This is a genomic window from Hyphococcus luteus (assembly GCF_002943565.1).
Lineage (GTDB): Bacteria > Pseudomonadota > Alphaproteobacteria > Caulobacterales > Parvularculaceae > Hyphococcus > Hyphococcus luteus.
This window is the reverse complement of the sequence record NZ_PJCH01000015.1, coordinates 167,896-188,883: the sequence shown is the minus strand read 5'-3', so window position 1 is coordinate 188,883 and position 20,988 is coordinate 167,896. Positions and strand designations below refer to the sequence as shown.

Sequence of the window (20,988 nt, the reverse complement as noted above, 5' to 3'; positions counted from 1 at the left end):
GCTTACTCGACCGCGAGGATCACTTGGCTCGCCTTGATCAGGGCGCAGGCGCGCTCGCCGGGCTTGAGGCCGAGCGCATCGGCGCTGTCTTTGGTGATGATGGCTGCGAGCGTTTTGCCGCCGCCGAGATCGAGCGTGATCTCGCTGTTCACGGCGCCGTCGTCATGGGCGATGACGGTTCCGCACAGACGGTTTCTGGCGGAGGTTTTGGAAAGCCCGTCTTCCGGCGCGAGAATGACAAAAGACGATTTGATGAGCGCGAAACATTCCGCGCCTTCTTCAAGACCGAGATCGGCGACGCTCTGCCTCGTGACGATGGCGGCGAGACGCTGGCCGTCCGTCAGGTCGAGCAACACTTCGGAATTCACCGCGCCGTCAACGATCTTTTCCACCGTGCAGCGGAACATGTTGCGCGCGCTTGTCTTCATCATCAGGCTCCGGAAAGAGGCGGGCGAGATTTGTGTGGAGGATTCGCTGAGGCGCTTTTCGAGACGGGCGGCGAAGCGCGCGAGCTCCGCCTCGACGCTCGAAAAAGCCGACAGCACGTCTTCGCCGGCCTGGGTGAGCGACGCGCCGCCGCCGTTTTTGCCGCCGGTCTGGCCCGCGACGAGGGGCGCGCCGAAGAGGTTGTTCATGGCGTTCACGCCGTCCCAGGCCGCCTTGTAGGAAAGTCCTACGGCGCGGGCGGCGGCGGAGATCGAGCCGTGATCGCGCACGGCCGCCAGCAGGCGCAGCCGGTCCGCGCCCATGCGGGCGCCGCGGCCGCCCCGGCCTCGTTGGACCGTCATAAGTGCTTCTAATTCAAGGGATTCCATCGCCGGTCCGGACGCTATATAGATGGGCTATATAACGTCCGGGCGCGGGCGGGGCAAGAAAAAGCCCGCCGGGCCGGAACCCGGCGGGCCTGCCCCCGAAAGGGGCGGGGGAGATTTAGTCTTCGCGCGTGAAATTCAGGTCGTGAAAGTCGAAGGAGAAATCCGTCGTTTCGGAGACGGCCTTCATGGTCATGCCCGTGACCTCGCCGTCCTCCGCGGAGAACATGACATAAGCATCGGCGTTCAGCTTGCGGTCGGGCCAGCGGGCGACGAATTTATCGGGCTCTACGGGAATGAGCGGCGCGTCGAGCGCTTCCGAGCGGCTCATGTCGATGAAGAGGGCGCCGTCGCGGATTTCGATGGAGACGGGGCCGTACCAGGGATCGACATAAGTCCCCACATAATCGGCGAGAGGGCGCACGGGATCGATCGCGACATCCTCCGGCGCATCTTCGCCCTTTCCCTGGTCCTTTGCGGCGGACGCCTGATAGGCGTTGTAAAATTCGATGCCGCTGCCGAGCCAGTCCGAATCCGCGCCGGCAGCGTCGTCGAGAATCTGAAGCGCCAGAAAACTTGTGGCGATGGCGAAATCGTTGCTGGTCAGGAAGACCGCAATGTCTTCTTCGGGAAGAATGCCGAAATAGGAAACGGCGCCCAACAGTCCGCCGCTATGGCTGACAAGCAGCTTGCCGTGGAAATCGCGCAGGCTCCAGCCGAGGCCGTAAATGGAAAAATGCGTGTCTCCGAGTTCGGCCAGCATGGGGCTGACGCCGGTGGGCGTCACGCCGGTCCATAGTTCTTTCACCTGCGCTTCGGAGATGAGTTTCTTGCCTGAGGGCGTCGTTGCATCGTTGAGCCAGAACTGCGCCCATTTCGCGAGGTCCTTGATGGAGCAGCTGATGCCGCCCGCCGGCGCGGTGCTGTCGCCCATGATGTAACGCGGGTCGATGGGCTCGCCTTCCCAGCTCCCCGGTTCTCTTAAATGCTGGGTGATGGTGTTCTTCGCCGCTGCGCTTTCGGAGGGAAGCGCTTTGCAGGACTTCATCTTCAGCGGTTTGAAGATGCGCGTCTCGATGACTTCATGCCAGGGCTTGCCTTCTATGCGGGAGAGAACTTCGCCGGCGATGACATACAAGAGGTTGTCATAGGCGAATTCCGACCGGAAGCTTGTCGCCGGGGGGATGTTCTTGAGGGCGGCGAGAATATCCGAAACATCCGGATTGGCGTCGGGGAAGACGAGCAAATCGCCGGCGCCGAGCGGCAGGCCGGACCGGTGCGTGACAAGATCGCGAACGGAAAACTCCGCCGTGATGTAAGGATCGGACATCTCGAATTCGGGAATGTATTTGCGGACCGGATCATCCCAGTCGAGTTTTCCTTCATCGACGGCCATGGCGAGCGCTGCGGTGGTGAACGCCTTGCCGATGGAGGCGAAGGGAAAGAGCGTGTCTTCGTTGACTTTCTCTTCGGGCTTGCGCACGTCGCGCACGCCGTAAGTTTCCTGAAAGATGACGGAGTCGCTCGTTACCACCGTGATCGCGAGGCCGGTGTTTTTGAAGGCGTCAATGGCTTCTTTGGTGTAGGCGTCGATCTGTTCCGGCGTGATGTCCGCTGCTGCGGCGGCGCCTGCGAAAGCGAGGCTGGCGGCGGCGGAGACAAGAAGGCGGCGTAAGCTCATGTGTTTTCTCCCGAAGGGTTCAGATTATGCGGGTTTACGATTTCCAGATGTCGCCAAGAGCGCGTTTGAAGTTGCCGCCGAGAATGAGTTCGATGTCGGCGTCGGAATAGCCCCGGCGGATCAGCCCTTCTGTAAGATCGTAGATTTTTTTGGGATGATCGAAACCGTCCGTGTCGATCTTGCCGCGAAACTTGTATGCGCCCTTGTAGCTGTTCTTGAGCGCGCTGTAGCCGGGTTCGGGAATATCGTCATAGCCGTCCGGATCCATATCGGAGCCGACGCCCAGATGTTCGACGCCGACCATTTTCGCCACATAGTCGAAATGATCGAGCATGTGCTCGATGGTGGTCGGCTCTTTATCGCGCACGAAATTGCGCACGCCGCTTATGCCCATGACGCCGCCGGATTTCGCCATTTTCCGGATGGCTTCATCCGTTTTGCAGCGAACATGGCCGCCGGCCAGCTTGCGGACGTTGGAATGAGTGATGAGCACCGGCGCGGTGGAAATGTCGAAGGAGTCAAGCGTCGTCTGGTCGCCGCAATGGGAGACATCGACCGCCATGCCGAGTTCGTTCATGCGGGCGATAATCGCCGCGCCGAAATCGCTGACGCCGCCGTCAACCCGGTCCGTCGATCCGGCGCCGATCAGATTTTGCTTGTTGTACGTGAGCTGGCTGACGCGCTGGCCGAGATGATAAAACACATTGACGTCGTCAGGCGTATTGAAATGTTCAGCGTTCTGTATGCCGACAATATAGCCGATCTTGCCGTTTTTCCAGGCTTCTTCCATATCGGCGATGCTGGTGATGCGCCGGAAGACGTCCGGCCTTTCGTCGGCGTAGGCGTTGAGCCGCGCGACGAATTCAAGCCCTTCTTCATAGCCGCCAAGCCCGACAGCCGGATGATAGATATTGACGCCGCTTGCGCGGATCTTTTCGATCTGTTCGTCAGTGATGGCGTAGGGGTCGAGGAGTTTGGGATTGTCGCTGAATACCGCCGTCATGGCCTGGCCGAGATTGGCAAGCACGGACAGCATGTCGATGACAAGGCTGCGATTGACGAGGTCGATCACCTTGGCGGAATAAACCCGCTCGCTTGCGGCGCCGAGACTGTAGGCCCCGATATTGATCATGGGCGCGGCGATGGCTGCTGACGCGGTTTTAAGAACGCTGCGTCGCGACAGGGCGGATTTCGTCATGCTTTTATCCCCAAAATGTCCCCCATCGGGCGAAAGCTTACCCTATTGAATATAATTTAACAGCCGTAATTTAAAATAAGGCGTCCAAAAATTCATTTTTCTGGACTAAACCATGGAAATCCGTCAATTTTCGCTGAAAATCTAAAGGCTTAGACGAAAACGATGAAAAAGATGCAGAACGGATCGGACAGCGGGGTGGTCTATGAGGAAATCATGGACGCCATTGTCACGCAGCGGCTCGCGCCGAGCCAGAAAGTTTCCGAAAACATCCTGACGGAGATGTTCGACATCAGCCGCACCACGGCGCGCAACATCATGGAGCAGCTGACCGCGCAGCAGTTTCTCGTGTCCATCTCGCCGCGGGTGACGCGCGTCGCGCCGCTCACTTTGCTCGACGTGAAACAGAACTTCGCCATGCGCAAAATGTTGCAGCCGAATATTTTCGCCATGGCCGCAGCGCAGGTGGACTATGACAAGTTCGTCAAGCTGAACGACGCCATCTCCTTCAAAGGGCCGATCACGGACGACCGCACGGCGTTGAAGCTTTTAAAGGCCAATAAGCGCTTTAATCTCTATGTGGCGCAGCAGCTGAAATACCCGCTGTTAATGCATTGGATCAGCCAGCTCGAAGACACCACCATGCGCATCTACTGGCTCTATGTGAAGATGAAACGCATTCTGCCCTTTACTTGGGAGCATCAGCGCGAATTGCTGGAAGCGGTGAAAAACGATCATGCGGACGAGATCCGCGAGCAGACCCACAAAATTCTGGCAATCTGCGAGGAGCGGGTGCTGGACGCGATCTTTCTGCACGATCAGCTTTATACGCAGGACCTGCGTCTGCCGGCGCAGCCGGAATAAGATTTCCGCGCTTTCCGTCCTCTGACATTTCTCTATTGGCGGCCGGGATCGGCCTCTCCATTGCCTCTTATGGCGGCGCGCCGCCTATCGGGGTCGCCTTATGCGTGCGTTCTCCGGCTTTTCCGGGCTTCTCATGTGTTCTGGCGGCAACAATAGGAAAGACCTCTTTGAAAATCGATAAAGCGGGTATCCATGAAAAGAAAAATGCCTTATAAAAAAATAAGGCAGCTAAAAAAATGGCTGCGGGCGCGACGCGCCGGAGGGGCAAAGGAGATGGATATGAATCACCGCAACAAAGCAGTGCTGCTGGCGGGCGCGGCCTTCGCGGCGCTGAGCGTTTCGGCCTATGCGCAGGAAGACGGGGAAGACCGCGACGTCATTACGGTGACGGCGCAAAAGCGGACGCAGACGCTGCAGGAAGTGCCCTTGTCGGTCAGTGTCGTCGGCGGCGAAACGCTGGAGCGGCTGAACGCCACCAACTTTCAGGATTACCTGGCCCTCGTGCCGGGGCTGCAGCTCAATCAGAGCACGCCCGGGGAAGGGCGGCTGATCATGCGCGGCGTCAACACCGGCGGCGTCGCGTCGACGGTTGCGGTTTATGTGGATGAAACGCCGTTCGGCTCGAGCACCGGCTTGGTGAACGCCGGCATTCTCGCCGGCGACTTCGACACCTTCGATGTGGAGCGGGTCGAGGTGCTGCGCGGCCCCCAGGGGACGCTTTACGGCGCCAATTCGCTGGGCGGCACGCTGAAATTCGTCACCGCCAAGCCCAGCACGGATGCATTCGAGGGGCGCGTGCGCGCCGGTGTTGAAACGGTCAAAGACGGCGAGGTGGGCTATTCCGGCGCCGGCGTGTTGAACGTTCCTTTAAGCGACCGGCTCGCTTTCCGCGGCAGCGGATTTTACCGCAAAAGCGGCGGCTTCATCGATTCCACCGGGGCCAACGGCTCTGATGTGAAAGAGGATATCAACCCGTCCGAATCTTACGGCGGCCGCGCGTCGCTTTTGTTTAACGCGACGGACAATCTGTCGATCCGCTTGAGCGCCGTTCTGCAGGATATCAAAACAGACGAATCGAACTCGATCGAACTTGACGCGACGACGCTCGATCCGATCGGCGGCGGGCTGACCAATTCGGTCTTCGCAGATTCCACGAACAAGGCCGCTTACCGCGTTTATAATGGCACGATCGATTGGGATCTCGGCGCTGTGAATGTCGTCTCCTCGACGAGCTACAGCACTTTCGACCAGACCATTCACGATGACTTCATGACGTTTTCGCTTGGCGGGCTCGTCTCGGCGGTCCTGATGGCGCCGCCGCTGGAGCTGGTTCTGGACCAAGAGACCGACTACCGGAAGTTCACCCAGGAAGTGCGGGTCTCTTCGCAGGATAACGACCGGTTTGAATGGATGATCGGCGGCTACTACACCAATGAAGACGGCCTGATCGATCAGCTCGTCACCGCTGTCGATCCGGGCACGGTCAATCCGACGCCGGGCGTGCCCGTGCTCGCCGATCTCGCCATCGAATCCGACTATGAAGAATATGCGGCTTTCGCGAATGCGACACTGCATCTTGGCGAACGCTTCGATCTGACCGCGGGCGGCCGCTTCAGCCACAACGATCAATCAGCGTTTCAGGAAACCGACGGCCTTCCGGGCCTTTTTGTCGGGCCGCCTGAAGTCTTCCCGGAGATTACGTCCGATGAAGGCGTTTTCACCTGGTCCGTGGCGCCGCGTTTTGAACTGAGCGATTATGCGGCGGTCTATGCGCGGGTGGCGAAAGGCTTCCGTCCAGGCGGACCGAACGTCTTGCCGCCGACAGCGCCGGCGGGAACGCCTTTCACGTTCCAGTCCGATACGATTTTGAGTTATGAAGGCGGCGTGAAAGCGCAAACCGCCGACAATGCGCTGGGGATCGATCTTTCGGCATTCTATCTGGATTGGAGCGACGTCCAGCTTTACACCGTGGTCAACGGCTTCGGCGTCAACACCAATACGGGCGGCGCGAAGAGCGTCGGCGGGGAGGCCACGGTCACGCTGCGCCCGGTCGATGGATTGAACGTCGTCGTGAACGGCGCGATTACGGACTCCGAACTGACGACGGACACCGATCCCATTCTCGTCGGCGGTCTCGACGGCGACAAACTGCCCTTCACGCCGAAATACTCCTTCAGCATCAGCGGCGATTACGAGCGGCCCCTGACGAATGAGGTTACAGGCTACGCCGGCGGGACGTTCCGTTATCAGTCGAGCCAGTTCTCCAACTTCTCGCCTGACGGACGCAGCGAATTTCCTTCCTATGGCGCCCTAGACCTCAGGTCCGGCCTAATCTTCGAGCGTTTTTCGGTTGAACTGTTCGCCCGGAACGTCACCAATGAAAGAGGGCTGACCTCCGGCGGCAATCCCAGCACGGACCTTCCGCCGGGCGTCGTCACCGCGGGCGTCATCCGGCCGCGTACGATCGGCGCGATGCTGACGGCTGAATTTTAAGCCCTGACGGTCCGCCGCGCGTATTTTGCGGCGGGCCGCCGAACCGGCATGCGCACGGATATGGGCGAACAGGGTTTTAATGAGCAGATTTTTCCAGACATATCTGTTGCCGGGGCTTGTGTTTCAGTCCGTGATCATCGGCGGCGGCTACGGCACCGGCCGTGAGATTGCGCAATTCTTTCTGTCTCACGGGCCCCTTGGCGGGCTTTTCGGGCTTGCCGTGACGGCGCTTGCCTGGGGGCTGATGCTGTCCGTCGCCTTCGAATTCGCACGGCTAAGCAAAGGATACGATTACCGCACCTTTTTCAGCGCGTTGATCGGTCCTTTCTGGCGCGTTTTTGAGGTTCTTTATTTGCTTATCGCGCTGCTTGTCCTTTCGGTGCTCGGCTCCGCGGCGGGCGAAATGGTATCCGAGGGGCTCGGCGCGCCGCCGGTCGTCGGCGTCTTGTTTCTTCTCGGCGCTGTCGGCGCGCTCGCCTTTTTCGGCGGCAAGGTGATCGAACGCGCCCTGACAGCGTGGTCCTTCGTGCTGTACGCTGTTTACGGCGTTTTCTTTTTCTGGGTGGCGTCGCGTTTTGGCGGCGCCATTACGGACGCGCTTGGCGAAGGCGAGGCGAGCGGCGCCTGGGCCGTCGACGGCGTGCGCTACGCCGCCTACAACCTGATTGCGCTCGGCGCCGTGCTGTTCGTCCTGCCTTATCTCAAAACGCGCAAGGAAGCCCTGATTTCGGGATTTGCCGCGGGCGCCGCCGGAATTATCCCGGCCGGGTTCGTCTTTCTCGCGCTGCTCTCACAATATCCGGCCATTCAGACGGAGCCCGTGCCGGTTCTTTCCGTGCTTCAGGCGCTCAACTCGGTCTGGTTCCTTGTTGTTTTTCAGATCGTTCTTTTCGGCACATTTGTGGAGACCGGGACCGGCATCGTGCACGCCGTCAATCAGCGCGTCGCCTCGGCGCTCGCTGAAAAGAATCTCGGCTTTCCTCATTGGGCGCGTCTCGGCATAGCGGCGGTCATGTTGGGCGCAGCGGTCTATCTCGCACGCGCCGTCGGCCTCATCGACCTCATCGCCAAGGGCTACGGCGCTTTGTCTTACGCTTTTATCGTCGTTGTCGTCGCGCCGCTCCTGACCGTCGGCGTTTACAAAATTGCTGCAACCAAACCTAACCTTGCGGAGGCGGTGAGTGAATCTCGCTAGTCAGAGCTGGGCGCATGAGCCCGATCCCCAATCGTTCGAAGAGACCGCGGCGCCGATCAAGCTGCGCGCGCCTTATCTTATCTATTTCGGCGATGTTGCGGACGCCGCGCACGCCAAGACAGGTCTCGGCCTTATTCAATGGCGGCGTGAACAATGCGCGGGGCAGATGCGCGCGCCTGGCTGCCGCGTCGATGGCGGCATTCGCGAGATGTGCATCGATGATGCGGCGGAGGCGGGCGTCAAATCGCTGTTGATCGGCGTCGCGCCGTCGGGCGGGTCTATCTCGGCGGCCTGGATCGCCGATCTCGCCGCCGCGGCGCGGGCCGGGCTCGACATCGTCTCCGGCATGCATGCGCGCCTTTCGAGCTTTCCGGAAATCGCGGCCGCGGCGCGCCAGTCTGGCGTGCGGCTCATCGATGTGAGGACGCCGCCGAAAAACATTCCCGTGGGGACCGGCGAGAAACGGTCCGGCAAACGCCTGTTGACGGTCGGCAGCGATTGCGCCGTCGGCAAGAAATACACCGCTCTCTCGATTGAGAAAGAGATGCGGGCGCGCGGCTGGGCGGCTGATTTCCGCGCCACCGGGCAAACAGGAATCATGATCGCCGGATCGGGAATCGCCATCGACTCCGTCGTGGCGGATTTCCTGTCCGGCGCGGCGGAAATGCTCTCACCGTCTGCGCCGGCAAACCATTGGGACGTCATCGAAGGGCAGGGCTCGCTTTTCCATCCGAGCTTCGCCGGCGTCAGTCTCGGTCTTCTACACGGCTCGCAGCCAGACGCGCTTGTGTTGTGTCACGATCCGACGCGCGAGTTTCTTTTGGGTATGGAAAGCCCGCAAAGATTTTCGCTTGTGCCGCCGAGAGAAAACATCGAATTGTGTCTGGCCTTGGCGCGGCGCGTCAACAAAAACGCGCGCTTTGTCGGCGTGTCGCTCAATACGAGCAGCCTTTCGGAAAGCGAACGCGCGAAACTTTACGATCAGTATGCCGAAGAAACCGGTCTTCCCGTGGCGGATCCGATCCGCGACGGCGTCGGACCTTTCATCGATCGGCTTGAAACGGAGCAGGGCGAATGAGCCTTCAATTGAATGTTCACAAGACGTCCTGGCCCATGAAGGCGCCGTTCCGGATCACCGGCCATGTCTTCAACAGCGCCGATGCGATCGTCGTCGAACTTGTCGTGGACGGGCATGCCGGCCGCGGCGAAGGCCTCGGCGCTTATTATCTTAATGAAAACGCCGATCTTCTGCTCGAGCAGGTCGAGGCGGCGCGCGCCGATATTGAACGCGGGATCTCGCTGGAAGACGTGCAGACTTTGTTTCCGGCCGGCGGCGCGCGCAACGCCGTCGATTGCGCGCTCTGGGATCTGACGGCGAAACGCAACGGGCAGTCCGTCTGGGAAATGACGGGCGTCGCGCCGAAGCCGCAGCGCACCGTTTTCACCATCGGCATTCAGGAAACGCCCGGCGAGATGGCGGAAAACGCCGCACGGGCCAAAGGCTATCCGGTGTTGAAAGTCAAACTCGACGGCGAGGCGCCCGTGGAGCGCGTGGCGGCGATCCGCGCAGCGCGTCCCGACGCGACGCTGGTGATCGACGCAAATCAGGGCTTTACGTTCGAACAGCTGAAAGAAGTCACGGAGCCCCTGGCCGAACTCGGCGTCGCCATGATCGAACAGCCCTTGCCGCGCGGACGGGATGAGGAGCTTGAAGGCTATCATTCGCCGATTCCGCTCTGCGCCGATGAAAGCTGCCTTCATCGCGGCGAATTGCCGGCGGCGCTCGAGCGCTATGACATGATCAATATCAAGCTCGACAAAACGGGCGGCCTCACAGAAGCGCTGGCGCTGGCGAAAGAGGCGAAAGAGGCGGGCAAACGCCTCATGGTCGGCAATATGGTCGGCACCTCGCTTTCCATGGCGCCGGCTTTCGTTATCGCCCAGCTGTGCGATTTCGTCGATCTCGACGGGCCTTTGGCGCTAAAGTCCGATTATGCGAACCGGATGTCTTATGACGGCGCGATCGTTTCGGCGCCGCAGACGGGGTTTTGGGGCTGTGTTGAATGAAGCCGCTTTTGATTTTTCCGGCTGAAAAGGGCGGGCCGTCGCCGGCGGCTGGCGGGCGCGCGTGATAGCGGCCGACAACATCTTCGGCCTCCTCGCCATTCTGCTGACCTTGTCGGCGCTGGCGGCGGCGCTCGAGGGCACGGCCTTCGGTAAACGCATTTCCGGCGTCGGACTGATCCTGATCGCGGCGATTGCGGCGTCGCATTTCGGAATCATTCCGCGCAGCGCGCCGGTCTACGGCGCCATCTGGTCCTATCTCGTGCCGCTGGCGATTGCGCTGTTCCTGATCAAGGCGGATCTCATCAAGGTCTTCCGGGAAGGGGGCCGCGTTCTCATCGCGTTTCTCGCCGGCATGGCCGGGACGGCGGTCGGCGCCGTGATCGCCGCGCTGTTTCTCGATCTCGGTCCCGATGAAGCCAAGCTCGCCGGGGTTTTCAGCGCGACATACACCGGCGGATCGTTGAACTTCGTCGCCGTCGCCGAAGCCGTGCGTCTCGACAACGCATCAGAGCTTGCCGCAGCGCTCGCCATCGACAATATTCTCGGCGTCGGTTTCATAATCATGATGAACCTGGCGGCGGCCTGGGCCCTGCTGCACCGCGCCTTTCCCTGGCGCGTGGAATCGATCTGGGGCGAGCCCGATACGGCGGAAGGCGCTCAGCCCGAACCGCTGCAATTGGCCAATCTCTTGACCTCGCTTGCCGTCGCCGCGGTCGTGGTCGCGGTCAGCGAATGGCTGGCCCGCGCGCTCGGCCTCGCCAATTACAGCCTCTTGTTCATTACGACGCTGATGGCTGCGGTCGCGACATTCGGCCGGCGGTTCGCCGCAAAACTGCGCGGCGAAGATATCGTCGCCATGATCTTCATGTATCTCTTTTTTGCGATCATCGGCGCGGGCGCGGACATCAACGCCATGCTGAACGCCGCACCCGGCCTCTTTGTCATGGTCGCGGTCATCTTCGTGACGCATCTTGTGTTTCTGGTCGCCGCCGGGGCGCTCTTTAAACTGAATTACGCCGAGCTTGTCGTCGCGTCGCTCGCCTGCGTCGCCGGGCCGCCGATCGCGGCGGCGATCGCGATCGTGTTGAAATGGCGCAATCTCGTCGCGCCGGGGGTGCTCACCGGCATTCTCGGCTATGTGCTCGGCAATTTTGTCGGCGTCGGCATTTTCACCCTGCTCGGAGGCGCGAGCTCATGACCATCCCTGTTCAATTCAGTTGTCTGGAGGCACCATGTCGTTAACAGCACTCGCACGTAATGCGAAAGCGGCCTTATTGGCCGCCGCGCTCTTGCTCCCCGCTTCGGCGCAGGCGCAGGTGGATCCTGTCGTCCCCGATGATCCCATAACGGAAGACATCGCCGTAGAAGAGGCGGCGCCCGCCGCGCCCGACGTCACCCCTGCGGAAGACGGCGTGCACGCGCTGACCAAGGCGGATGTCGACGCCTGGCTCGACGGCTTCATGCCCTATGCGCTGAACGAAAACCAAGTCGTCGGCGCCGTCGTCATGGTGGTCAAGGACGGAGAAATCCTGACCGGCCGCGGCTTCGGTTACGCCGATCTTGAAACCCGCAAGCCCGTCGATCCGGCGACCACCATGTTCCGCCCGGGATCGATTTCGAAGCTCTTTACCTGGACCGCCGTGATGCAACTGGTGGAAAAGGGCGAGATCGATCTCGATGAAGATGTGAACGCCTATCTCGACTTCAAAATTCCCGATGCCTTCGGCGCGCCCATCACCGTTCGTCATTTGATGACCCATACGGCGGGTTTCGAAGAGGCGATCAAGAACCTGATCTTTGAAGATCCGGAAAAGCTGATGTCGCTCGAAGACTATGTGAAGTCTTCCATCCCGGCGCGCATCTTCCCGCCAGGGCAAACGCCGGCCTATTCGAACTATGCGACGGCGCTTGCCGGTTACATCGTCCAGCGCGTGTCCGGCGAGTCCTTTGACGATTATATCGACAATCATATTTTTACGCCGCTTGGCATGGAGCATTCGACATTCCGCATGCCGCTGCCTGAGAAATATGAAGGACTGATGTCCGGCGGCTATAACGACGCGGCGGATGGCGAGGCGCAGAAATTCGAGCTGATCCCGGCCGGGCCGGCGGGCTCGCTCTCTTCTTCCGGCGAAGACATGAGCCGTTTCATGATCGCGCATCTCAATGATGGCGGCCCGCTGTTGAAGCCGGAAACCGCGCGGCGGATGCATGAAACCATCGATCAGCATACGCCGCCGCTGAACGCCATGGCGCTCGGCTTTTACCAGCAGAACAGGGGCGATCTGCGCAGCGTCGGACATGGCGGCGACACGACCCTGTTCCATTCGGATCTGTCGCTGTTCCTCGACAAAGGCGTCGGGCTTTTCGTTTCCTTTAACAGCAGCGGAACGGGCGGCGGCATGGTCTTGTTGCGTGAAAAGCTCGCTGAGAACTTCGCCGAACGCTATTTCGAAGAAGCGCGCATCCCATTCGAACCGCGTCTTGACACGGCGAAAGAGCATGGGGCAATGGTCGCCGGCCTTTACGAAAGCTCGCGCACGCCCGCTTCAGGGTTCGCCGCCCTGATGCGGATTCTCGGCCAGACGACCATCTCCGTTGACGAAGAGGGCGATCTCGTCATGCCTCTCGGCGCCACGCAATTGCGCTGGCGCGAAGTCGAGCCTTTCATCTGGCGCAATACGCAGATGGGAATGCGCATGGCGGCGGTCATGGATGATGACGGCAAGGTGGACCACATCACTTTCGAGCCGGTGTCGCCGTTCATGCAATATCTGCCGACGCCCTGGCATCGCTCTTCGTCGATCCTGATGCCGCTTCTGTCGGTCGCGCTTGGCGCGCTTGTGCTGACGCTTATCCTGTGGCCGGCGAACGCAATCGTGCGTTGGCGCTACAAGACGCCTTTCGCCCTGAGCGGAAAAGAGGCTCTGGCTTACCGCGCCGTGCGGGTGGGGATTATCCTCGTCTTCGTTCAGCTCTTCTTGTGGTTCCTCATCTTCCAGACCTTGAATTCGGATCTTACGGCGCTGACGGCGGAGCTCGACGGGCAGCTGCGCATGGCGCAATTGGCGCAGGTCTTCCTTTATGCGGCGCTTGGCGCATCCGTGTGGAACCTCGCCATGGTCTGGAGCGGCGCGCGCAGCTGGTTTGCCAAGCTCTGGAGCGTCGTCCTGCCGCTCGCTTTTATGGTGCTGATCTGGTTCTGCGCCGTGGGCGGGCTCCTCAGCTTCGACCTCAATTATTGATCCATGAAAAATCGGCGGGCGCCGGGGCCGCTAGGCTCCGGCGTCCGGCCGGGAAACGGCCCGGTTTCCCGAAAATCACCCAAATCACGGGCCGCAATCCCGGGACAAGCGGGCTTGTTAAAAGCGCCGGCTTTTTAGTGTAAAGCGGGCGGGCCCGCTTTTTCGAGGAGATAAAACTCGATGAAACCCCGCTCACGGCTTGCGCTGCATGTGCCGGCCCCATCGTCGCGTCCCGGAGACAAGCCGGATTTCTCCGGCCTTGATATCCCGGAAGCGGGCGAAATAAGGCGCCCCCCTTGCGATACGGCGGAAGCCGAAATGCGCGATCTGCCCTATGCGCTGATCCGCGTTCTCGATGACGAGGGCGCGCCGCAAGGCGACTGGGCGCCGCGGCTGTCGCCGGACGTCTTGCGGGGCGGTCTTCGCGCTATGTTGCTGACGCGCGCTTTCGACGAGCGACTGTTCCGCATTCAGCGTCAGGGCAAAACCAGCTTTTACATGAAGTCGACCGGCGAGGAGGCGATCGCCGTCGCCGCCTCCATGGCGCTCGGGGCGAAGGACATGTGCTTTCCCACCTATCGCTTCGTCGGCTGGCTGATGGCGCGGAGCCATCCGCTCCTGCCGCTGGTCAATCAGATCTTCTCCAATGAGAAAGATCCGCTGAAAGGCCGCCAGCTGCCGATTCTCTATTCCGCAAGGGAGTATGGATTTTACTCCCTATCGGGCAATGTCGGCAGCCGCTTCGGCCACGCTGTCGGCTGGGCCATGGCGTCGGCTTATAAGGGCGACGACAAGATCGCCATGGGCGTCATCGGGGAAGGCACGACCGCCGAGGGCGACTTTCACGAGGCGCTGACCTTCGCCAGCGTTTACCGCGCGCCCGTCATCCTCGCGATCACCAACAATCAGTGGGCGATCTCTTCCTTTTCCGGCATCGCCGGGGCCGAGGCGACGACCTTCGCGGCCAAAGCGCTGGCCTATGGCATTCCGGGCTTGCGCGTCGACGGCAATGATTTTCTCGCGGTCTGGGCGGCGATCCGCTGGGCCGCCGAGCGCGCCCGGCTCAATCTCGGCGCCACCTTGATCGAGTTCTTCACCTATCGCGCGGAAGGCCATTCGACGAGCGACGATCCAGCGAAATACCGCCCGTCGGAGGAAGCCGGCGCCTGGCCCTTGGGCGATCCGGTCGAGCGTCTGAAACAGCATCTGATCGCGCAAAACGAATGGGACGAGGCGCGGCATGAAGCGCTGATTGCCGAGCTCACCGAAGAGGTGAGGGCTGCGGTCAAGGAAGGCGAGCGCGCGGGCGTTCTCGGGCAGTCGAAGCCGAGCGTGAAGGAAATGTTCGAAAACGTCTTCGAAGAGCCCGACTGGCGTCTTATCGAACAGCGCCGCGAGATGGGGTCATAAAAGCGGCATGCCTGAACTTTCCATGATCAAGGCGCTGAACGACGCCCTCGACGTCATGCTGGCGCGTGACCCGGACGTCCTCATCTTCGGCGAGGATGTAGGCTATTTCGGCGGCGTTTTCCGCGTCACCGACAAGCTGCAGGAAAAGCACGGGGCCACGCGCTGTTTCGATTCGCCGATTTCCGAAGGCGGCATCGTGGCGACGGCCATCGGCATGAGCGCCTACGGCCTGCGGCCCGTGGTGGAAATTCAGTTTGCGGATTATATCCTGCCCGCCTATGACCAGATCGTCTCAGAAGCCTCGCGGCTGCGTTATCGCTCCAATGGCGAGTTCATCGCGCCGCTCACCGTGCGCTCGCCCTATGGCGGCGGCATTTACGGCGGCCAGACCCACAGCCAGAGCCCGGAGGCGATTTTCGCCCATGTGACCGGCGTCAAGACGGTCATTCCCTCGACTCCCTATGACGCCAAAGGCCTCCTTATTGCAGCGATCGAATGCAACGACCCGGTGATCTTTCTGGAGCCGAAGCGCCTTTATAACGGCCCCTTTGACGGTCATCACGACCGGCCGACCACAAGTTGGGCCGGCCATCCGGCGGCGGATGTGCCCGAAGGCCATTATGCGGTTCCCCTGGGCAAAGCGTCGGTGGCGCGCGAGGGGAGCGAAGTCACGGTGCTCGCTTACGGGACCATGGTGCATGTGAGCGCGGCGGCGATCGAGGAAAGCGGAATCGACGCCGAGCTCATCGATCTGCGCTCCATCGTGCCGCTCGATATCGATGCGATCACGGCCTCGGTGCGCAAGACGGGGCGCTGCGTCGTCGTGCACGAGGCGTCGCGTTACGCCGGGTTCGGCGGCGAGCTGGCGGCGCTGGTTCAGGAACGGTGCTTTTATCACCTCGAAAGCCCGGTCGAACGCGTCGCCGGCTGGGACACGCCTTATCCGCATGCCTTCGAGTGGGATTACTTCCCGGGCCCGGCGCGCGTCAGCGCCGCCCTGAAGCGCTGTCTTGAAACGCCGGCCTAACCCCCTCCGCGCCGATAAAAGCGCAGCGGGCCGCCGGGCTGTTACATTTCAATAGACACCGTCGATTTTATGTCGCTGCCACGCATCACGGTTTCGACGATCTCCATAAATCCGTTGGGAGCGGACCGCGTTTCAGAAGAAGGTTTTTCCCATGACGCGGCGAGAGCCAGGCAGGCGACGCTGATGCAGGCCTGTTCGTTGCAAACGGAGGCCGTGCGGACGGCGGAAGCCCCGCTCACGCGCTCGTTCATGCGCTCCGGGTTTTGTCTCCCGTCCATGACGACCTCCGCCGTCACCAGTTCGGGGAGCTGACGGGCGCGCACAGGCGTCGCGGCATGGCCTTGCGAGGCCTTGACCAAGGCTCGACCCGTGTCGTGCGCCGGTTTTGTCAAGCAGTATGCCATCCGTCTGATCGCTATCGCCCATGGCTCTTTTGAGCGGGCCTGTTGAAAGCCGTCTTTATCGGCGTAATCTTCTCAGATTACGCTGCGTTTCCTATTTTATCGGGGTCCGGATTTGTCGCCGATCCCGTGAACTCAATGGCGAATCCGTCATCCACATGACGGCTGACACGGCCGCGCAAAGCGCCGATAATAACCTCTTCTCCGAGGGCCGGTTTTTTCGCCGCGTGCAACAGGCACCCGGATCTCGACATGTCGACGATGGTGCAGATGATCGGCGGTTCGATATTGTCAAGATGCGCCGTCGTTTCGATATTATACCGAATGCGCAGGTCCGAGCGCTTTTCGATGAGGCGCATATAAGATTTGCCCTCAAGCGCCGCCTCAATCCGTTCAAGGATCGTCTCTTTTTGCGATTCGCTTAGATCGAAACTGACGCCAAGGCCGCCCTCGAAACAGCGTACGACTTCGCCCTGGATTCGCCCGAGACCGAGCGGGTAAACCACAATCGGGTCGCCTTCGGCGGCGTCCACATTCGAGAAAAGAGCGAGACCTTTTTCGGATATGTCGAGGAGCCTGCCGGCGCCTTCCTCGGTGCCGCGCAACAGAAATTTGACGGATACGGAGAGGGCGAATCTTTTTGCGCCGCGGCGTTCTTTTCCAGAGTTCATCGGTGTCTCCCTAAGTATCGGGAAAAAGACTACCCGCAGGGTAAAACGAACAATATCTCCATATGTGGAGATAGGTTGTTAGGGCGCTGTTAACCTTTAACAGACGTCAAGGCCGGAAAATGGCTGAAAAAGCGGTTTTTCAACCGAGAATTCCGGCATGGCGAAACAGGCGGTCAGGCCTAGCCGCTATCGTCGGAGAGAATTTGATTAATCTTGCGTTCAAGGTCGACCTGGCGGAACGGCTTGCTGATGAAATTAACGCCGGGATCGAGCCTGCCGCCATGAACGATGGCGTTTTGCGTATAGCCTGAGGTGAACAGAACCCGGATGGCGGGCCTCAGCTTATGCACTTCGGCGGCGACTTCCTTGCCGCTCATGCCGCCCGGCATGACGATGTCGGTGAACAGAAGATCGATATCCGAAATTTGCCGGACGGCTTCAATCGCTTCTCGTCCGTTGCGCGCCTCCACCACCGTGTAGCCGAGCGTGCGCAGTTGCGAAAGAATGTGCCCGCGGACAAGGTCGTCGTCCTCCACCAGCAAAATCTTCACATGGCTGCGGATTTCAGGCTCAGAACTGAAGGCGGACTCGGTTGCGGCGTAGGGCGTGGCGCGCGGCATATACAGACGCACGGTCGTGCCTTCTCCGACTTCCGAATAAACCTTGATATGTCCCCGCGACTGTTTGATGAAGCCGAAGACCATGCTGAGGCCAAGGCCGCTGCCCTTTCCCGGCGCCTTTGTCGTAAAGAAAGGATCGAAAACCCGCGACATGGTTTCAGGTGACATGCCTGTTCCCATGTCTGAAACGGCGACCATCACATATTGGCCGGGAAGAACCTCTTCCTCCTTGTTGGCGTAGTCTTCGCTCAAATGCGCATTGGCGAGTTCGATAATAAGTTTGCCGCCGTCGGGCATGGCGTCGCGGGCGTTGATGGAAAGATTGAGCAGCGCGCTCTCCAGCTGCACCGGATCGATCAGCGCATTCCACAGGCCGGCGCCGCGTATGAATTCGACTTCAATATTACTCCCGAGCGTGCGCCGCAGAAGATCGTCCATGCCGGAGACAAGCTTGTTCAGATCGGTGGATTTAGGGTCGAGTGGCTGCTGGCGGGCGAACGCAAGAAGGCGGCTGGTCAGCGCGGCCCCGCGTTCCGCCGCAGCCTTTGTCAGGTTCGAGATTTGAGAAATTTCCGGATCGTCGGCGAATTTGGCGCTGAGCGAATCGGCGTTGCCGAGAATAACGGTCAACAGGTTGTTGAAATCATGCGCAATGCCGCCGGTGAGCTGTCCGAGAGACTGAAGTCTTTGCGCGTCTCGCAATCTCATCTCAAGCTGCCGGCGCTGCAATATGGCTGAAGCCGATTGCGCGAACAGCTCCATGCTCCGGACGTCTTCTTCGGAAAAAGTTCCTTTTGTTTTAGATAGCACTTCCAATACGGCGACAGGCTGATCGGCCCCTTGCAGAATGCTGATGATGGCGGACTGCACGCCGGCGTCACGCCATGATTGCACGTCCCAGCGGTCTTCCGTTTCAACATCATCGCAAATGATGGTGTTTCCCTTATCGATCGCGGGTGAGGAGCGCTCGTCCGTGATAGGAACAACAGTATCGCGGCGCGAGACGCCAATGCCCTGGGCGGCGACGTAGGAAAGGTTGTCGCCCTGAATGATGCCGAGCACCGCGCCATCCGCATCCAAAAGCGATTGAGCTGCGGCGGTGATCAGCATGAGCAGATCTTTTTCGCTCTCCTGAGAAGAACTGGCGAGCATCTGCACAAGTTCGACCTGCCGCGTCATGCGTGTCGCAATTTGCTGAAGGCGGGGAGTGGTTTTATCCTGTTCATTTAGCACAACAAGCCCGCCAACGAAACGAACAGGGTTGTTGTTTTCATCGAGAATAACAGAACCGCGCTGCGCCACCGGCACTTCGTGGCCGTCATTGTGAACAAAGCGGTATGTTTCCTGCCAGTGTCTTTTATTGTTTTCGATTGCGAATGTTATGCTTTCTGAAATGCGCTGGCGGTCATTGGGGTGGATGCGTTTCAACCAGGACGTCTCCGGATCGGAGTCCGGCTCCATCAGGGTATAACCGAAGACAGTCGTATAGCTTTTGCTCCACCAGATGGTGTCGTTTTTCAGATCCCAATCCCAGACGATGTCGGACATTGCTTCGGCGACGGCGCGGAAGCGCGCTTTACTTTCCGCCAATTCCTGCATTACAGAAACGCGGCCTGTGATGTCGCGCTCAACAGAGACAAAATGCGTGACCTTTCCTGAACTGTTCGCGATTGGCGAAATATCAAGTTCGACCCAGAATTCTTCTCCGGACTTCGTATAGTTGATCAATTCCGCGCGCACCGGCCGTTTTTCTTTTAACGCGTTGCGAATTCTGTCCAGTTCTTTGCGCTGCGTGTTGACGCCTTGCATGAAGCGCGGGCTGTCTCCGATCACTTCTTCCCGGCTGTAGCCCGTGCGCCGCACAAAGGCGTCGTTCACATAGACGATTCTGGGGGCGGGACTTTCGATGTCACCCGCCTCGGTGATAATGACGATGTTGCTGAGACGCTCGAGACTGGTTTCGAGCAGGCGAATCTGAGACCCCGCGCCCGGTTTGAGGCTGGCGTCTCTGGCCACGACAAGCATCAGTTGCTTGCCCTCTTGTTCGATGATGCATAACGACAAATCGACATTGATCATGTCGCCGTTTGCATGATGATGGACGCATCTTTCCTGAACTTTGGCGTCGTCGCCGGAATCCTCAAGACGCTTCTTCAGCCGCACGGCGTCTTCGGGCGTGCTGAGGTTAGCCAAATTCATTTTTAGAAATTCAGCGCGGCTGTAACCGTATTTATCGATGGCGCGCTGATTGACGGCGATAAAGCGGGGCGTTTCGTTGTCACAAACGAATGCGGGATCAGGCAAGGCTTCTAATAATACGTCAATTCTAACTGTCGTCGTCAATTCGTCTGCGTTGGGCATTTATGGGTTTGCTTTTTATATGAACGAAATTTTACGTTTTTACTGACGCGCCGCATTTGCCGTATAAAGAAAATTCAGCATACGCACTCCAAAAGGAAAGCGTCAACGGTGTCCTAAACAAAAGCTGTCGGCGGAAAAACCTATTGAAAATCCAGCCCGATTTATGCGAGCTGTTCGCAACAAAATTGTTTTATAAATCGTTCACGCTGAAATCATTTTATGAAACACTCTGGTGAGTCGCATGCGTGGTCTAAGCGGCGCGCATAGGCCGTCTTAATTCCATTCATGTGCTGCCGTGATTCATAAGACGCGCGGGGCGCCTTCAGCCGATAGGCGCGGCGTCGTTATGCTGTGTGTTGGCGCGGGGGCAAGGGGGCGCCCGCTTGCGCGGCGGCGCTGTGGAACTCCATGGCGAATCCGTTTTCAATATGCCTGACAACACGTCCGCGCAACGTGCCTAATGTCACCTCCGCGCCGATGGGGGGCTGAGAATCGGCTTTTAAAAGACAACCCGTTTTCGACATGTCCTTGATGGTGCAGGCGATTGTTTTGTCTTGGCCTTCTATGCGGGCGTGGGTGTCGATATTGTAACGTATTCGGAAGGATGTTCTCTTTTCGCTGAGACGCATGTAAGGAACCCCGCCCAACACCGCGGCGAGGCGCTCCCTGATGATTTCCCGTTGCCCCTTCGCCAGCGCGAACTGAACGCCGATGCCGCCGTCGAACGCGCGAACGACCTTCCCGGCGAGGCGGCCGAGTCCGATCGGATAGACGACGATGTCGTCCCCTTCTTCGGCTTGCGTTTCCGAGAGCAAGGCGAGGCCCGTTTCAGAAATATCGAGCAACATGCCTGTTGCTTCATGACGGCCCTGTAGAAGGAATTTCAAATCGATGGAAAGCGGAAACCGTTCTGCGCGCCGGCGGTCGTCCTCAAGGTTTTGCATGC

At 59.7% G+C, this 20,988-nt stretch carries 16 protein-coding genes; 9 read left to right on the top strand and 7 right to left on the bottom strand.

The genetic code is table 11. From position 1 onward, the window contains the following. Positions 1-2: 2 nt before the first annotated feature. The 3 genes from CW354_RS16980 to CW354_RS16970 form a co-directional block, all read right to left on the bottom strand. Positions 3-788: a TOBE domain-containing protein gene (locus tag CW354_RS16980; RefSeq protein WP_207764876.1), complete on the bottom strand. Its 786-nt coding sequence runs from the start codon at positions 786-788 to the stop codon at positions 3-5. 142 nt (positions 789-930) lie between these two features. Continuing rightward, on the bottom strand, positions 931-2,493 hold the full coding sequence (locus CW354_RS16975) for a serine hydrolase (protein ID WP_104831279.1): 1,563 nt from the start codon (positions 2,491-2,493) through the stop codon (positions 931-933). A 34-nt stretch (positions 2,494-2,527) separates the two neighbouring features. Next, the gene (locus CW354_RS16970; RefSeq protein WP_104831278.1) at positions 2,528-3,691 is read right to left on the bottom strand and encodes a dipeptidase; all 1,164 of its coding nucleotides are present in this window, start codon (positions 3,689-3,691) and stop codon (positions 2,528-2,530) included. 162 nt (positions 3,692-3,853) lie between these two features. Between CW354_RS16970 and CW354_RS16965 the strand changes: the two genes are divergently transcribed. From CW354_RS16965 to CW354_RS16925, 9 genes are all read left to right on the top strand, one after another. Further along, on the top strand, positions 3,854-4,552 hold the full coding sequence (locus CW354_RS16965; protein WP_207764875.1) for a GntR family transcriptional regulator: 699 nt from the start codon (positions 3,854-3,856) through the stop codon (positions 4,550-4,552). Positions 4,553-4,831: 279 nt separating this feature from the next. Beyond that, complete coding sequence (locus tag CW354_RS16960; protein ID WP_104831795.1) at positions 4,832-7,045, top strand: TonB-dependent receptor; 2,214 nt, start codon at positions 4,832-4,834, stop codon at positions 7,043-7,045. 79 nt (positions 7,046-7,124) lie between these two features. Further along, positions 7,125-8,240 (top strand): YkvI family membrane protein, encoded by a 1,116-nt coding sequence (locus CW354_RS16955; protein WP_104831277.1) that lies wholly within the window; start codon positions 7,125-7,127, stop codon positions 8,238-8,240. Further along, positions 8,227-9,318: an N-acetyltransferase DgcN family protein gene (locus CW354_RS16950; protein ID WP_207764874.1), complete on the top strand. Its 1,092-nt coding sequence runs from the start codon at positions 8,227-8,229 to the stop codon at positions 9,316-9,318. Before CW354_RS16955 ends, CW354_RS16950 begins: the two co-directional genes overlap by 14 nt. Then, the gene (dgcA, locus tag CW354_RS16945; RefSeq protein ID WP_104831276.1) at positions 9,315-10,307 is read left to right on the top strand and encodes an N-acetyl-D-Glu racemase DgcA; all 993 of its coding nucleotides are present in this window, start codon (positions 9,315-9,317) and stop codon (positions 10,305-10,307) included. The genes CW354_RS16950 and dgcA overlap by 4 nt, the downstream gene beginning before the upstream one ends. A 61-nt stretch (positions 10,308-10,368) precedes the next feature. Next, entirely contained in the window at positions 10,369-11,505 is a 1,137-nt protein-coding gene (locus tag CW354_RS16940) for a DUF819 family protein (RefSeq protein WP_104831275.1), read from the top strand. 34 nt (positions 11,506-11,539) lie between these two features. After that, positions 11,540-13,552, top strand: coding sequence for a serine hydrolase domain-containing protein (locus CW354_RS16935; RefSeq protein WP_133162355.1), 2,013 nt, complete (start codon positions 11,540-11,542; stop codon positions 13,550-13,552). A 180-nt stretch (positions 13,553-13,732) separates the two neighbouring features. Further along, the gene (locus CW354_RS16930; RefSeq protein WP_104831273.1) at positions 13,733-14,962 is read left to right on the top strand and encodes a thiamine pyrophosphate-dependent enzyme; all 1,230 of its coding nucleotides are present in this window, start codon (positions 13,733-13,735) and stop codon (positions 14,960-14,962) included. A 7-nt stretch (positions 14,963-14,969) separates the two neighbouring features. After that, positions 14,970-15,989: an alpha-ketoacid dehydrogenase subunit beta gene (locus CW354_RS16925; RefSeq protein WP_104831272.1), complete on the top strand. Its 1,020-nt coding sequence runs from the start codon at positions 14,970-14,972 to the stop codon at positions 15,987-15,989. A gap of 41 nt (positions 15,990-16,030) precedes the next feature. Here CW354_RS16925 and CW354_RS16920 read toward each other — a convergent pair whose 3' ends face one another. The 4 genes from CW354_RS16920 to CW354_RS16905 all read right to left on the bottom strand — a co-directional run bounded on the left by CW354_RS16920 (position 16,031) and on the right by CW354_RS16905 (position 20,986). Beyond that, entirely contained in the window at positions 16,031-16,381 is a 351-nt protein-coding gene (locus CW354_RS16920) for a hypothetical protein (protein ID WP_133162354.1), read from the bottom strand. An 89-nt stretch (positions 16,382-16,470) separates the two neighbouring features. Then, a complete protein-coding gene (locus CW354_RS16915; RefSeq protein WP_104831270.1) occupies positions 16,471-17,061 on the bottom strand; it encodes a PilZ domain-containing protein in 591 nt (196 codons plus the stop codon). Positions 17,062-17,240: 179 nt separating this feature from the next. Then, the gene (locus CW354_RS16910) at positions 17,241-20,042 is read right to left on the bottom strand and encodes a PAS domain S-box protein (protein ID WP_104831269.1); all 2,802 of its coding nucleotides are present in this window, start codon (positions 20,040-20,042) and stop codon (positions 17,241-17,243) included. 344 nt (positions 20,043-20,386) lie between these two features. Then, positions 20,387-20,986, bottom strand: a complete 600-nt coding sequence (locus CW354_RS16905) for a PilZ domain-containing protein (RefSeq protein WP_104831268.1) — start codon at positions 20,984-20,986, stop codon at positions 20,387-20,389. Between the last annotated feature and the right edge of the window lie 2 nt (positions 20,987-20,988).

Excerpts from the sequence above, each read along its gene's own strand:
- CW354_RS16965 (WP_207764875.1), top strand. The coding sequence starts at position 3,854 with ATGAAAAAGATGCAGAACGGATCGGACAGCGGGGTGGTCTATGAGGAA.
- CW354_RS16935 (WP_133162355.1), top strand. The coding sequence starts at position 11,540 with ATGTCGTTAACAGCACTCGCACGTAATGCGAAAGCGGCCTTATTGGCC.
- dgcA (WP_104831276.1), top strand. The coding sequence starts at position 9,315 with ATGAGCCTTCAATTGAATGTTCACAAGACGTCCTGGCCCATGAAGGCG.
- CW354_RS16910 (WP_104831269.1), bottom strand. The coding sequence starts at position 20,042 with ATGCCCAACGCAGACGAATTGACGACGACAGTTAGAATTGACGTATTA.
- CW354_RS16955 (WP_104831277.1), top strand. The coding sequence starts at position 7,125 with ATGAGCAGATTTTTCCAGACATATCTGTTGCCGGGGCTTGTGTTTCAG.
- CW354_RS16960 (WP_104831795.1), top strand. The coding sequence starts at position 4,832 with ATGAATCACCGCAACAAAGCAGTGCTGCTGGCGGGCGCGGCCTTCGCG.
- CW354_RS16930 (WP_104831273.1), top strand. The coding sequence starts at position 13,733 with ATGAAACCCCGCTCACGGCTTGCGCTGCATGTGCCGGCCCCATCGTCG.
- CW354_RS16970 (WP_104831278.1), bottom strand. The coding sequence starts at position 3,691 with ATGACGAAATCCGCCCTGTCGCGACGCAGCGTTCTTAAAACCGCGTCA.
- CW354_RS16925 (WP_104831272.1), top strand. The coding sequence starts at position 14,970 with ATGCCTGAACTTTCCATGATCAAGGCGCTGAACGACGCCCTCGACGTC.
- CW354_RS16915 (WP_104831270.1), bottom strand. The coding sequence starts at position 17,061 with ATGAACTCTGGAAAAGAACGCCGCGGCGCAAAAAGATTCGCCCTCTCC.
- CW354_RS16905 (WP_104831268.1), bottom strand. The coding sequence starts at position 20,986 with ATGCAAAACCTTGAGGACGACCGCCGGCGCGCAGAACGGTTTCCGCTT.
- CW354_RS16980 (WP_207764876.1), bottom strand. The coding sequence starts at position 788 with ATGACGGTCCAACGAGGCCGGGGCGGCCGCGGCGCCCGCATGGGCGCG.
- CW354_RS16975 (WP_104831279.1), bottom strand. The coding sequence starts at position 2,493 with ATGAGCTTACGCCGCCTTCTTGTCTCCGCCGCCGCCAGCCTCGCTTTC.